At 65.4% G+C, this 14,534-nt stretch carries 10 protein-coding genes; 8 read left to right on the forward strand and 2 right to left on the reverse strand.

The window, feature by feature from the left end; all coding sequences use genetic code 11:
- The first annotated feature begins 295 nt into the window (after positions 1-295).
- A complete protein-coding gene (locus E3T42_RS01065) occupies positions 296-715 on the forward strand; it encodes a hypothetical protein (protein ID WP_134402310.1) in 420 nt (139 codons plus the stop codon).
- Positions 716-811: 96 nt separating this feature from the next.
- Here the strand turns inward: E3T42_RS01065 and E3T42_RS17115 are convergent, their stop codons facing one another.
- Positions 812-1,669 carry an Ltp family lipoprotein gene (locus E3T42_RS17115; protein WP_134402311.1) on the reverse strand — a complete coding sequence of 286 codons (858 nt, stop codon included), beginning with the start codon at positions 1,667-1,669 and terminating at the stop codon, positions 812-814.
- 60 nt (positions 1,670-1,729) lie between these two features.
- On the reverse strand, positions 1,730-2,269 hold the full coding sequence (locus E3T42_RS01075; RefSeq protein WP_134368066.1) for a hypothetical protein: 540 nt from the start codon (positions 2,267-2,269) through the stop codon (positions 1,730-1,732).
- Between the two features lie 273 nt (positions 2,270-2,542).
- On the opposite strand from E3T42_RS01075, the gene E3T42_RS01080 reads away from it, so the two are divergent.
- The 7 genes from E3T42_RS01080 to E3T42_RS01105 all read left to right on the forward strand — a co-directional run bounded on the left by E3T42_RS01080 (position 2,543) and on the right by E3T42_RS01105 (position 14,497).
- Positions 2,543-4,666, forward strand: a complete 2,124-nt coding sequence (locus tag E3T42_RS01080) for a hypothetical protein (protein ID WP_134402312.1) — start codon at positions 2,543-2,545, stop codon at positions 4,664-4,666.
- Positions 4,666-6,300 (forward strand): class I SAM-dependent DNA methyltransferase, encoded by a 1,635-nt coding sequence (locus tag E3T42_RS01085; RefSeq protein ID WP_134402313.1) that lies wholly within the window; start codon positions 4,666-4,668, stop codon positions 6,298-6,300. Before E3T42_RS01080 ends, E3T42_RS01085 begins: the two co-directional genes overlap by 1 nt.
- Positions 6,297-7,436, forward strand: coding sequence for a restriction endonuclease subunit S (locus tag E3T42_RS01090; RefSeq protein ID WP_134402314.1), 1,140 nt, complete (start codon positions 6,297-6,299; stop codon positions 7,434-7,436). The genes E3T42_RS01085 and E3T42_RS01090 overlap by 4 nt, the downstream gene beginning before the upstream one ends.
- Positions 7,436-10,624, forward strand: coding sequence for a type I restriction endonuclease subunit R (locus tag E3T42_RS01095; protein ID WP_134368062.1), 3,189 nt, complete (start codon positions 7,436-7,438; stop codon positions 10,622-10,624). Before E3T42_RS01090 ends, E3T42_RS01095 begins: the two co-directional genes overlap by 1 nt.
- Before the next feature lie 886 nt (positions 10,625-11,510).
- Entirely contained in the window at positions 11,511-11,684 is a 174-nt protein-coding gene (locus tag E3T42_RS01100) for a CsbD family protein (protein ID WP_134368061.1), read from the forward strand.
- Positions 11,685-11,735: 51 nt separating this feature from the next.
- Positions 11,736-11,900: a hypothetical protein gene (locus tag E3T42_RS16575; protein WP_166787179.1), complete on the forward strand. Its 165-nt coding sequence runs from the start codon at positions 11,736-11,738 to the stop codon at positions 11,898-11,900.
- Between the two features lie 383 nt (positions 11,901-12,283).
- Positions 12,284-14,497, forward strand: a complete 2,214-nt coding sequence (locus E3T42_RS01105; RefSeq protein ID WP_241975745.1) for a malate synthase G — start codon at positions 12,284-12,286, stop codon at positions 14,495-14,497.
- Positions 14,498-14,534 lie beyond the last annotated feature (37 nt).

Raw genomic sequence — 14,534 nt, forward strand, 5'->3', positions numbered from 1 at the left:
CTCACGCGCCCGGCACAGAGGGTCGGCGTTCAAATGCCTAAACGGAGGCCGAGGTTAGAATCCACATAGCCTTGGTTGAACCCCTCTGACCACCACGTGCGGCGTCAGTTGAGGCTGCTGGGTGATCGCCCACGCGTAGACGGCGCGTTCTTCCCAAGCCGCAGCCGCTCGAGGCTCTGCTCACCGAACAGGCCTATACCTTCTGGTCGCGCCGTACAAAGATGCCTGGCGTGCGCAGTGACGGATGGCCGGGGCACAGACTCGGCGCGAATCACCGCGTTGGAAGGAGAAGAAGATGCCGAAGGTATCGAAGGACACTGCTTCGTCTCACACCGGGTTCCCAGGCTATGTAGACGCCTACGAGCAGGAGATCGGTGGCTGGACCGTCACCATTGAAAGCAACCTCATCGACATGGATCAGGCGATCTTCTTCAAAGGTGCGCTCAATGATCAGTGCCAGGCGAACCACTTCGGATACGTGCTCAAGGGCAAATTCGGTGTGCGGACAGGCGAAGGGGTCGAGGAATTCTTCGAGGCCGGGGACGCGTTCATAATCGAGCCCGGGCACACGCCGATCGTGTACGCTGGCTGCGAGTATGTGGCCTTCACTCCCACCCAGGACGCAAAGGAGCAAGCCGCGGTGATCATGCCGAACGTCATGAAGTTTGCGCAGGAACAAGGAATCGCACTGCCGGCGCAGGGACCGTCTTCCTAGTCCGAAATGCCGAGCCGAGTGCACAACGAACCCCCTGCTGAGCAGGGGGTTCGTTGTTTGCCCAAGGGCAGGCAGGATCCTCGCTGTGACGACCGACTAGTCGTTCAGATGCTGAATCGCGTAGTCGGCTTCCTCTGGGGTGAACTGCTCCCCGTACTCGCTGGTGAGCTGTTCACGAATCGACTCGGGTGACATGGCCATACTTTCTTGGTAGGACTTAGCCTTGGCGAGGGCGTTGGCGTTCCAGTCAGACTGAACGTTGTCCACCGCGTACTGAGCGGCCTCCGGCGAGAATCTTTCGCCGTACTCCGATGTGAGCTGACCAAAGAGTCCCACTTTGCTCATGTGCATGGTCTTCGAGTAGCTCGCGGCCTTGACGAGCGCGGACGCGAACTCGGCAGGCACGGCTGGGGCCGGAGGCTCGGGAGCCCGCGTTTCCTCAACTGGTGCCACAGTCTCGACCGGCGTCGGTTCCGCCGCCTCAACCGAGTCGGCGGTCGCGACCGGCGCCACCGCTGCAGGCGTTGCATCCTGCGGGTTCGTGGCTGCGTTCACGCCCGAGATGAGCATCGAGAGGGCGATCACCGCGCCGGAGACGATCCAGGCGATCTTCTTGTTCTGGTCGTAGCCGGCCAGCATCCGTCCCTGCTTGTCGCGCTGGGATCCGGTGAGAACCAGGATCAGGTCGACGAGCACCCACACACCCAGACCGCCGAAGGTGAACAGTTTGAGCAGGCCGGTGCCGATCTTGCCCAGGTAAAAGCGGTCGACGGCGAAGAGGCCGAGGAGCAGGGCGAACAGCCAGGTGATCACGAACGACTTGTTCGAGACGGACGCAGGGCCCGGGGTGAGCGGCACGTTCTGCGGCAGGCCCGGGGGAGTGAACGGGATGGCCTGCTCCTGCTGTGATGCCGGAACCCCGGCGATCGGGGAACGATTGGTGGTGTCAGTCATTGTGGTGGTCTCCAGTTCGGATGGTCGTTCGTGAGTACAAAAGAAGAGGTAGAGAGGTCGTTATTTCGTGACGTCGATCACGATGTCGAGGCCGTTGTCGGGGTGGTAGCCCCACGACGCGGAGTAGCCGTCCCAGGTGCCGGTCTGGCGACCGTCCAGTGCCCGGGTGGTGTCGATCCGGCTGATCACGCTGTCCGGGGTGCCGAGCTCGTTGAGGATGCAGGCCATATCCGCGTAATCGGCGCCCACCGACTCCTCGCCCTCGCCATCCATCGTGATGCTGCGGCCCTCGTCGCCGACGGTGATCCACAGGCCACCTTCGACGTCACAGGCCGCGGCCGCGTCGGCCATGGGGTTCGCAGCCACGAGAGAGCCGATACTGCCGGCGACGGATGCGACGAGCAGCGATGCGATCACGCCGACGACCGCCCCGAGGCCCAGAGCCGCCCCGCCGATTCGGAGCTCCCGGGTCGAGAATGCCCGAGCGGATGCCGGTGCGGGGGCCGATGCCCCAGCGGAAGCGGCCACCGGGTCTGGTGCCGGCCCGGCCTCCGCGACTATCGCGTGAACCCCCGAAACGCCGTGGTCGTCTGTGGTCATGTCAATGAACTCCTTTGTCGCTGAAACTTGTCGCTGAAACTGCGGGCTGTGTGTGTCGAGTAGCTGGAGCAGGCGGCACCGGTTGTTCCCCCCGGAGCCGGCACCGCCTGCCGGTGCCTGAAACTTCGGGTGAATCAGGCACAACGTCACGCTAGGGCCCAGCAGATGGCCAAGAACCTAAACAATTTGATAACAGGGGTTATCAGCATCGCGACCTGAAAACATCCCACGTGCCCTAGCCTGAACTCACACGACGATGAGGGGGGAGCGCAGATGACCGAGCAAGCCCCGGCACTCCTTCTGACGATGTCCGACGTCGCCGCCCTGGCCCGTGTGCAGCGCCCGGTTGTCTCGGTCTGGCGCTCCCGTGCCGCCGACAGTGACTCCCCGTTCCCGGCGCCCGTCACTCGGCTGCGCGGGCGGGAGCTGTTCGACGCCCGCCAGGTGGGCCAATGGCTGGCCGAGACGCACCGCGGCAACAACCCCGAGGCGTCAGCGGATGCCGCAGCCCACGCCGTTCTCAACGACGAGACCCGTGCAGCGGAGCAGTCCTTTAGCGCGGTGACGGCCCTGCTCGCGCTGCGCAGCGTCACCGGCGGCCCGCTCGGCGCCCTCTCTGCCCGGGACCTACTCGACGCCGCCGACGAGCACGATCCCGACGACGCCCTGTTCTACCGTGAGGTGGAAGGCCTCGGCGACGGCCTGGTGTCGCTGGCGGGCTACGTGGACGACCTCGTCGAGGCGTCCTACGGCGAGGCCGCGGCCTTCGAACGCCTCATGGCCGACCGTTTCAAGCGTGACCTGCGTGACCTCAGCGACACAGCGCTCAGCAACCCGGCTCTCGACCTGATAGCCGAGACGGCGGCCGCGCTCGCCGCAACCCAGCCCGGCGATCCGGTCTTCGTCGATGCGATGGGCAGCGCGAGCGACACCATCCTGGCCATCGCCCGCGCCGAAAGCACCTCCGGTGACGTGACGGTGATCACGGCCAATGCCGACAACGAAGCCGCCCGGCTCCTGCGCCGGCGCCTCCTCGTGCACCGCATAACCCGCGCGGGCCTCGAGGTGCACGAATCGGGGGCGTTCACCGTGACGGGCACTGCGGTGCACCTCGCGCAGTTCCCCTCCGCAAATCACCCGGCGATCAGCGCGACCGCAATCCTGACGGCGATCGACCAGATCGTGCTGCAGATGGACAACGACCAGCTGGGCGTGATCCTGGCGCCCGCGTCGGTGCTCACGGATGCCGGCCTCCCGCGCGACACCGACGGCCTGCGCTCCACGATCCTGCGTTCGGGTCGGGTGCGAGCCATCGTGCGCCTGCCGGCCGGCGTCATCCGTCACAAGCCTCAGCAGTCCCAGGCCCTCTGGGTGCTCGGCGCCGCCCACGCGCACGTGCAACTCGCCGAACGCTGGACCATGGTCGCCGACCTCACCGCGACGGCCCTCGAACCGACGGTGATCGCCGACCTGGTCAGCGACCTCATCGCCACCCTGGGCGACCGCGGCACCGTTCGCGCCCACGCATTCCGCTTCGCCCGCTTCGTTCTCACCCGCACCCTGCTCGCCAGCCGAGACTCCCTTGTGGCCGGCGCACGCCGCGCCGAACCTGGGCGCACGACCCAGGGCGCCGCGCTCGCCGTGCGGGTAGACGACCTCCTCACCATGCTGAACACCGAAACGGATGCCGCCTCCGGCCTGGCCGGGCTCGTCGCCGAGCCGACCGTCCCAACCGACCAGCGAGACTCAACCCTTCCCGCTCAGGCCGGCTCGGCCGGGACTCAGACCGTGGAACAGCTCCTGGCCGCCAAGCACCTGCGGTACGTCCAGGGCAACCGCCTCGACCCCGAGGACATCGCCCGGGGCGAGACGGATGCCGCCGGCATCCGTCTCATCGGCCCCGCCGAGGTGCTCGGCGAGAACCCGCTCGGCCGCCGACGCATCGACCGCCTCCGCTTCGCCGCCGACTACCCCGCTGGCCGCGTGACGGAACCCGGAGACTTGGTCTTCACCACGGCCCCGCACCCCGCCGCCATCGTCGACCGGGAGGGCACCTCGGTGGTGCTCTTCCCCGCCCGAATCTTGCGCATCAATCCCGAGGACCCGAACGGCCTACTCGGCGAGGTCGTCGCCGCGGATATCGCGGCGCTTCCGCCCGGGCACCGGCGCTGGCAGCGCTGGCCGCTGCGCCAGGTGCATCACCGGCAGAGTCGTGCGCTCGCCGACGCCCTCGCCTCGGTACGGTTGGAGCAGGAGCGCGCGCACGAGCGCCTCGCCCACCTCGACGAGCTCGCCGCCCTGCTCATGGCCGGCGTCACCGCCGGCAGCCTCACGGTCTCCCAGACCGCAGGCCCACAAATTTCCCACGCATTCGCTCCATTGGAAGGAACCAACTAGTGGCACCCAAGATCAAAGTCGCGGCCCTGCCGTCGACCATGAAAGAGCTGAAAGACACCCTCTGGAAGGCCGCCGACAAGCTGCGCGGCTCGATGGATGCCTCGCAGTACAAAGACGTCATCCTCGGCCTGGTCTTCCTCAAGTACGTGTCCGACGCCTTCGACGAGCGCCGTGAGCAGATCCGCACCGAGCTGGAGGCCGACGGCCTCAACGAGGACCAGATCGCCCAGCTGATCGACGACGTCGACGAGTACACCGGCCGCGGCGTGTTCTGGGTGGGCGCCCGCGCCCGCTGGACCTACCTCGCCGAGAACGCGAAGGGTCTGCCGGCCGCGCCGGGGGAGGCTCCGAAGTCGATCGGCCTGCTCATCGACGAGGCGATGGACCTGCTCTCCGCCGACAACGCCGCCCTCGCCGGTTCGCTGCCGCGCATCTACAACCGCGACGGCGTCGACCAGCGCCGCCTCGGCGAGCTGCTCGACCTGCTCAACTCGGCCCGCTTCACCGGTCACGGCGCCACGAAGGCCCGCGACATCCTCGGCGAGGTCTACGAGTACTTCCTGGAGAAGTTCGCGGCCGCAGAGGGCAAACGCGGCGGCGAGTTCTACACGCCCGCCGGCGTGGTGCGGCTGCTGGTCGAGGTGCTCGAACCCACCCACGGCCGCGTCTACGACCCCTGCTGCGGGTCGGGCGGCATGTTCGTGCAGACCGAGAAGTTCCTCGAGTCGCACCACAAGGAGGGCTCGAACATTTCGGTCTACGGGCAGGAGATGAACGAGCGCACTTGGCGGATGGCCAAGATGAACCTCGCCATCCACGGACTGAACGGCAACCTCGCCAGCCGCTGGGGCGACACCTTCGCCCGCGACCAGCACCCCGAGCTGCAGGCCGACTACGTGCTCGCCAACCCGCCCTTCAACATCAAGGACTGGGCCCGCAGCGAAAACGACCCCCGCTGGAAGTACGGTGTGCCCCCGGCCGGCAACGCCAACTATGCCTGGATCCAGCACATCATCTCGAAGCTGGCACCCGGCGGCAGTGCCGGGGTGGTTATGGCCAACGGTTCAATGTCGTCGAATTCGAGTGGCGAGGGCGAAATCCGCGCCCAGCTCATAGAGGCGGACCTTGTCTCCTGCATGATCGCGCTGCCCACCCAATTGTTCCGTAGCACGGCCATCCCGGTGTGCACCTGGTTCTTCGCCAAGGACAAGACTGCCGGCGAGCACGGCAGCATCGACCGCACCGGCCAGGTGCTCTTCATCGACGCCCGCAACCTCGGCCATATGGTCGACCGCGCCGAGCGCGCCCTCTCTGACGAGGACATCGCGAAGATCGCTGGCACCTATCACGCGTGGCGTGGCACCCCACCGGTGGGCGAGCCTGTCGAAGCCACGGTGGCTGCACGCGCCTACGCAGACGAGCCCGGTTTCGCCTACTCCGCGTCGCTGGGCGAGATCAAGGCCGAGGACTACGCGCTCACCCCGGGCCGGTACGTCGGTTCTGCCGACGTCAAGGGGGACAGTGAGCCGATCGAGGAGAAGATTGCCCGGCTCAGCGAGGAGTTGTTCTGCCAGTTCGAAAAATCGGAGCAGCTGGCGGCGGTTGTGCGCAAACAGCTCAGGAGAGTGGAATGACGCAGACGCGAAGCTCGTGGTCGGCCAGGACTGTTGCAGAGTTGTGCAAGCTCGTCACGAGCGGTGGTACCCCCAGCAGGTCGAATCCTGACTTCTATTCGCAGGGAACTATCCCCTGGGTGAAGACCGGTGATCTGCATGACGGGTATGTCATTGAATACGACGAATACGTAACTGAATCCGCAATTCAAAATTCCTCAGCCAAGGTACTGCCCGAGGGAACCGTTCTGATGGCGATGTACGGCGCCACGGTTGGCATGCTTGGCATGCTTGCCGAGCCAGCCGCCTGCAACCAGGCAGCATGCGCGATGGTCGCGAATCCGGACCTGTGTGATCCTCGCTGGCTCTTCTACGCATTGCGCAATGACCGAAGTCGAATCGTTTCCCGAGCCAACGGCGCAGCGCAACAGAATCTCAGCGGAACTACGATTAAGCGGCTTGCCTTTCTGACCCCGGATCTGGCGCAGCAGAGTGCAATTGCGGACGTGCTGGGGGCGCTAGACGACAAGATTGCTATCAATTCTCGCATCGCGGATTCGGCCCACGCGCTAGCCAAAGCGGAATACGCGAGCCTCATGAACTCCACAGGAGACACAACGACTCTCGGGGAATTGCTCACCCTGGAGTACGGAAAGCCACTGCCAGCAACGAGCCGGGTTCCAGGCCCAGTAGATGTGTTTGGCAGCGGTGGGATCGTTGGCTCGCACAATGAGGCGTTCGCAGCAGGACCGGGCGTCGTCGTCGGACGTAAGGGCACGGCCGGGGCTGTCCACTGGGCTGCCAGACACTTCTACCCAATCGACACAACTTTCTATGTCGTTCCCAAGAATGCCCAAGTGAACAGCCTGATCTTCTGCTATTTTCTTCTTGGCTCCTTGGGCTTAAGGGAGCAGAACTCGGACTCTGCTGTTCCGGGCCTAAATCGCAATGGTGCGCATGCCATGGAGGTTCGGCTTCCGGATGCGGAACTGATTCGACGGTTCACCCTGGCTGCCATGCCGCTGACTGATCTCGCAGCGCAGGCCGAACGAGAATCGGTGAGTCTCGCCGCCATCCGCGACGCGCTCCTCCCGCAGCTCATGTCTGGCAAGCTTCGGGTGAGGGATGCAGAGAAAGTACTTGAGGGGGTGCTCTGATGGCGGGATTTTCGGAAGCGGAGTGGGAGCAGGTGGCGCTCGACCTGCTCAGCGAACCGCTCGGTTGGCAGCCGAAGCCGGGCGAGCAGATCGCGCCAGGCAGCGGACAGCGGGACAGCTGGGATGAGCTGCTCATCCGACCGCGGCTGCTCGACGCGCTGCGGCGGCTGAACCCGACGGTTCCGGGGGAGTACCTGGTGCAGGCGCTCGCCGAGATCGCCTCGCCGAAGTCGCAGGACGCGATCACCGAGAACCAGCGGATCCACGACTACCTGATCGACGGGTTTCGCCTCAGCTACATCGGCGACGACGGCACCGAGGTGAATCCGAGCATCCGTCTGGTTAGTGCCGAACCGTCGGAGAACGACTGGCTCGCGGTGAACCAGGTCACGCTCATCCGCGGCGACTACAAGCGGCGCTTCGACCTCGTGCTGTACTGCAACGGCATGCCGGTGAGCGTAATCGAGCTGAAGAAGGCGGGCAGCGAGACGGCGGATGTCGCCGCGGCCCACGCCCAGCTGCAGACCTACCTGCGGGAGTTTCCGATGGCGTTCCGGTTCTGCGTGTTCACGCTGGCCAGCGACGGGATCCTCGCCAAATACGGCACCCCGTTCACGCCGCTCAACCACTTCTCGCCCTGGAACGTCGACGACGACGGCACCCCGGTGAAATCCGGCGACACGAACGACTGGAACGCGACCACCGGCATGGAGATCGCTCTGCTCGGCCTGTACAACCAGGAGCGGTTCCTGCAGCTGATGCGCTCCTTCACCGCCTTTGACGAGGGCGCCGACGGGCTCGCCAAGCGTATCGCCAAACCGCACCAGTACTTCGCCGTCACCAAGGCCGTCGGCAGCACGGCGCAGGCGGTGGAGAGCAACGGCAAGGCCGGCGTGGTCTGGCACACCCAGGGCTCGGGCAAGTCGATGGAAATGGAGCTCTACACCAACCTGGTGTCGCGGCATCCGAAGCTGAAGAACCCCACGGTCGTGGTGATCACCGACCGCAACGAGCTCGACGGGCAGCTCTACGAGACGTTTGCGGCGAGCCTGCTGCTGCCGGAGAAGCCCCGGCAGATCAAGCGGCGCAGCGAGCTGCGCGACGAACTCAGCAACCGCGCCACGGGCGGCATCTACTTCACCACGCTGCAGAAGTTCGGGCGCAGCGAGGCCGAGAAGCAGGCCGGTGCGGAGCATCCGCTGCTCTCCGATCGGCGCAACATCATCGTGGTCGTCGATGAAGCGCACCGCAGCCACTACGACGACCTCGACGGCTATGCCCGCCACCTGCGCGACGCCCTCCCGCACGCCACCCTAATCGCGTTCACCGGCACGCCCATCTCCTTCGACGACCGCAACACCCGCGACGTCTTCGGCGAGTACATCGACATATACGACCTCTCCCGCGCCGTCGACGACGGCGCCACGGTGCCGGTCTACTTCGAGCCGCGCCTGATCAAGGTGAACCTGGCAACGGATGTCATGGAAGAGACCCTCGACGAGGCAGCAGACGAAGCCACCCTGGGACTGGACGACACCGAACGGGCACGGATCGAGGCATCCGTCGCGGTCGTGAACGCCGTCTACGGCGCACCGGACCGCATCGCCGCGCTGGCCGAGGACATCGTGACGCACTGGGAGAACCGGAGCGGCCAAATGACGAAGTTCATCGAGTCGCCCGGCAAGGCCATGATCGTCGGCGGAACCCGCGAGATTTGCGCGAACCTGTACGCGGCGATCGTGGCGCTCCGGCCGAAATGGCACTCCGACGACCTCGACAAGGGCGTCATCAAGGTCGTCTACTCCGGCACCGCATCGGACACGCCGCCCGTCATCGACCACGTGCGCCGCGATTCGGCCAACGCCGTGGTTAAGGCCCGGCTCAAGGACGTCGACGACGAACTGCAGCTGGTGATCGTGAAAGACATGATGCTCACCGGTTACGACTCGCCGCCGTTGCACACGCTCTACCTGGACCGACCGCTCAAGGGTGCGCTGCTCATGCAGACGCTCGCGCGCGTGAACCGCACGTTCCGCGGCAAGGAAGACGGCCTGCTCGTGGCGTATGCGCCGCTCGCCGACAACCTGGCCAAGGCACTCGGCGAATACACGAAGACCGACCAGGTCTTGAAGCCCATCGGGCGCGACGTCGACGACGCCATCGTGCTGACGTTGTCGCTCGTCGACATGCTGCGCGCGATGCTTGCCGGGTACGACTGGAAGGCAGAGCTCGCCAAGGGCGGGCCGAAACGCTACCTGAACGCCGTGACCGGCTCGGTCAACTACCTGCGGGATCCGGCGACACCCGGCAACCAGGTTGCCGAGGGCGAAGAGACCCTGGCGGCCGCGTATCGCCGCTACTCGGGGCAGCTGTCGCGGGCGTGGGCGCTGTGCTCGGGTGCCGGGTCGCAAGAGCTTGAGGAGCGCCGGCCGGAGATCCAGCTGTACGAAGAGGCTCGGGTGTGGATGGCCAAGTTCGATGCCTCGGACCGTCAGGCCCGCGGTGAGCCGGTGCCCGAGGACGTGCAGCGTCTGCTGGGCGAGCTGATCGCATCGGCGACGAGCGCGGGCGGGGTGCTCGACATCTACGAGGCTGCCGGGATGCCGAAGCCGTCGCTCGATGATCTCAGCCCGGCGTTCATGGCCAAGACGCAGCACGCGCGCAACCCGCAGCTCGCGATCGAGGCGCTGCGCAAGCTGCTCACCGATGAGGCGGTGCGCACGACGCGCAACAACCTGGTGCGCCAGCGCGCCTTCTCGGACCGGATCTTCGAGCTGATGAACAAGTACACGAACCAGCAGCTCACCTCGGCCGAGGTGATCGCGGAGCTCGTGGCCCTGGCCCGCGAGGTCGCCGCGGAGGCGAACCGCGGGGCCGGCTTCAATCCGCCGCTGAATCACGACGAGCTCGCGTTCTTCGACGCGGTGGCGCAGAACGAGTCCGCCGTCGAGGTGCAGGGCGAGACCGTGCTGGCGGACATCGCCCGCGAACTGGTGGCCGTGATGCGCCGCGACGTGCGCACCGACTGGACCGTGCGCGACGATGTGCGCGCCAAGCTGCGCTCCTCCATCAAACGGTTGCTCGTGAAGTACGGCTATCCGCCGGACCGCCAGCCGGTCGCCATCAAGCTCGTGATGGAGCAGATGGAGTCGATGGCGCCGCGGTACAGCGAAGAGCGGGCGGCATAGTTTGACTGCGCCCGGGCCGCGGCCAGAAACTTGGCGCGTTCGACGGCGCGGCCGGCAGCAAGGCCGTGGTGAACGTCTGCGGGCGTGAGTTCAAGCCGATGCCGGTGTGGTGGTGGGTATGGTTGCAGCCCTCAACGAAACGGCTCAGGAACAGGCATGCTTCACCGAGAGAGCCGAAGCGTTCTGGGCACTCCAGCTAACCGGAGTGATTTGGAGTGTGGTCTATAGCCGCGCCAGCACGCATTACCCGAGATTCGTGGGTGAAACCCGTGTCCACTCTCCGGGATCAAGGCCAGCACCGTAATCTCGCTGCGGGCATCCGGTTGTAATACTCGGGTCCCTATGCGATCAAGGAGTGCAGATCGACCCCGAAGGGGACCACGAGAGGCCAGAGCACAATCACCGCCAGACCTTCAAGAATGTTAGCGGGAACGTTCCATGCCACGAGATAGCCGTGGGTGGCGGCGACCACGACTCCGATGACCAGATATACGATCCCAATCAGACCTATACCTCGCCTGCCTGTTCCGCGTGTGCTCATTTTGCGCCTGCCATTTCCGAGTATCGTCGCTCATCTGCCATTTCGGGGCGTGATTCACACAATAGTAGCGGTGGGTCATTCGGGGAGGCCGGGGCTCCTTCCGGTTTGTTGTTCCGGGGGTGGTACGAGCGCAGTGCGGGGTTCGGACAAAACGGGTGTCGCTGCTCCGCAACCCCGCAGGTCTCGGGCCGGAATTACGGGTGGATGAGGCGGGAGCCGGTGTCTAGTCCATTGTTGAAGCCCGACCGCAAGAGTAGGTTGGTCGGAACGGGGCTCGTCCAGAACGCTGAGGATCCGATCGGCCGGCGCCGCCTCGCTGTCTTTGATTGCTGAGAGGTGTAAACAATGAGTGAGGCTGACAAGATCAAGAACGCGGCTGACAAGGCCTCGGGAAGGCTCAAGGAGAGCGCAGGCAAGATCGCTGGGGACGAGTCGCTCGAGACTGAGGGCAAGACCGACCAGGCCAAGGCGAGTCTGAAGCAGGCCGGCGAACATGTGAAAGACGTGTTCGAGAAATAGCGAACGAGGACGGTCGCCCGAAGGTTTCGAAAACATTGGAAAGGAAACACCATGAACATTCTGCTGATCGTCGTGGCCATCATCGCGGTCGTCCTCTTGCTGACGGGCGGTTTTGTGCAGTCGCTGAACTTCCTCTTGTGGGTGGGCGTGGTCCTGCTGGTGATTGCTGTGATTGCATTCTTGGTGCGCTCGATGTCGGGTCGCCGAGGCGTGTAACGGACGCGTGAACCCAGCCGAAGCCACGATGCAAGGCTGGTCCTGGTTCCTGCCGTTGCTGCTTGGGCAGGCCGGCGCCGGGGTCAACCATGCGGTCCCACTGGTCGCCCGTCGCGTTATTTGACGGTGGCGGCGTCATCGTCGTTGACGATGCTCGCGAATGAAAGAGCCCCGCCGGAGAATTCCGGTGGGGCTTTCGTCTGGATAATGACGTGGTCGTCGTCAGTGGTGACGCGGATTCATTCGCTGTTTTCGGTGAGGGCTGGCGAGTCCGCCCCGACGTGAGTTCGTTACGAAGGGGCGGTGGCGGGTGAGAGACTGGCCAGACACAGTCGGCCCAGCGGGCGCACCCGCACTAGCTGTTCTTACCAAGGAGTTCAACGATGAACATGCCCGTCGAAGCATCCGTATCACTGCCTGTCGCCGGCCTCGCGCCACGCGAACAGCGAGCAGATCTCGATGTCGCCGCTTCATTCGCCGCGTTCGTCGAGAATGAAGCCCTGCAGGGCACCGGCATCGCCGTGGACGCTTTCTGGCAGGGGTTGAGCACGCTGATCAGCGACCTCACACCCAAAAACATTGAGCTGCTCGGCATCAGGGATGACCTGCAGGCCCAAATCGATGCCTTTCATCAGGCTCACCCCGGCCAGCCTGACCCGGCCGAGTACCGCGCTTTCCTGACCGAGATCGGCTACCTCGCGCCCGAACCCGGGGACTTCACCATCACCACCTCGAACGTTGATGCGGAGATCGCGTCGCAGGCGGGGCCGCAGCTTGTTGTTCCGCTGCTTAACGCGCGGTTCGCTGTCAACGCGGCGAACGCCCGCTGGGGTTCGCTCTATGACGCGCTCTACGGCACCGACGCGATCGCGGATGACGGCGGCGCGGCCCGCGGAGACTCCTACAACGCTGTCCGGGGCGCACAGGTCATCGCGCGCGGACGCGCTCTCCTCGACCAGGCCATTCCACTCGAAAAGGGCTCGCACACGGATGCCGTCGCGTACCGCGTCGAGAACGGTGAGCTGGTCGTGGCTCTGGGGGACGGATCATCCGTCGCCCTGGCCGACCCGTCGGCGCTGGTCGGTTATCGAGGCGAGCCGTCGCAACCGTCGTCTCTGCTCTTCCTGCACCACGGACTGCACCTCGACGTGATCATCGACCGGGCCGCACTCATCGGGGCCACGGATGCCGCGGGCATTCAGGACATCGTGCTCGAGTCCGCGGTCACCACGATCATGGACCTCGAAGACTCGGTTGCAGCCGTCGACGCCGAGGACAAGGTGCTCGGCTACCGCAACTGGCGCGAGCTCATGCGCGGCACCCTGAGCGAGACCGTCCGGAAGGGTGCCGGCGTCTTCACGCGCACCATGAACGGCGACCGCGTTTACACGGCACCCGACGGCGGCGAGCTGACGCTGCCCGGCCGGAGCCTGCTGCTGGTGCGCAACGTCGGGCACCTGATGCAGACCGAAACCGTGCGGGATGCGTCCGGCGTCGAGGTCTTCGAAGGAATTCTCGACGCGGTGCTGACCGTGCTCGGTTCGTTCCCCGATCTCGTCGGCGAGACCCGCGGCGGCAACTCCCGCACCGGTTCGGTGTACATCGTCAAGCCGAAGATGCACGGCCCCGACGAGGTGGCGTTCACCGTCGACCTGTTCGCGCGGGTGGAGAAGCTCCTGGGCCTGCCCCCGCTCACCGTGAAGGTGGGGATCATGGACGAAGAACGGCGAACGACGCTGAATCTGCGGGCGTGCATCGCCGTCGCCGCGGAGCGCATCGTCTTCATCAACACGGGATTCCTCGACCGTACCGGCGACGAGATTCACACCTCCATGCACGCCGGGCCGATGGCCACCAAGAGCGAGATCCGTTCCATGCCCTTCATGGCGGCCTACGAGAACGCGAACGTCGACGCCGGCCTCGCGGCGGGTTTCCCCGGCCGGGCCCAGATCGGCAAGGGCATGTGGGCCATGCCCGATCTCATGCACGACATGCTCGAGAAGAAGATCGCGCACCCCCTGTCCGGCGCCACCACCGCCTGGGTCCCGTCTCCCACGGCGGCGACACTGCACGCGACCCACTATCACGAGGTCGACGTGGCCGTCCGTCAGCGCGAACTGGCCGGGCGCACTCGTCAGGCGCTCGACCCGATTCTGGTCCTCCCGCTCGCCGAACGAGAGCTCAGCGACGAAGAGCGCCAGACCGAGCTCGACGACAACGTACAGTCGATCCTCGGCTATGTCGTTCGATGGGTCGATCAGGGGGTCGGCTGTTCCAAGGTTCCCGACATTCACGGCGTCGGGCTCATGGAGGACCGCGCGACCCTGCGCATCTCCAGTCAGCTCCTCGCGAACTGGCTCACCCACGGCGTGATCAGCAAGACGGATGTCGACGCGAGCCTCGGGCAACTGGCTGCGGTCGTCGATGCGCAGAATGCCGGTGACCCGACCTACGAAGCACTGATCGGGTCGACCGGACCCGGGCTCGCATTCATGGCTGCCCGTCGGCTCATCCTTGAGGGCGCATCCTCGCCCAACGGATACACCGAGCCGATCCTGCACCAGGTGCGGAGGGCGAAGAAGCTCCAGTCCCAGTGATTGGAGTCCGCCGGGTTGAAGCGCTGCAGAGCACTGC

This window comes from Cryobacterium sp. TMT4-10 (assembly GCF_004403275.1).
GTDB lineage: Bacteria > Actinomycetota > Actinomycetes > Actinomycetales > Microbacteriaceae > Cryobacterium > Cryobacterium shii.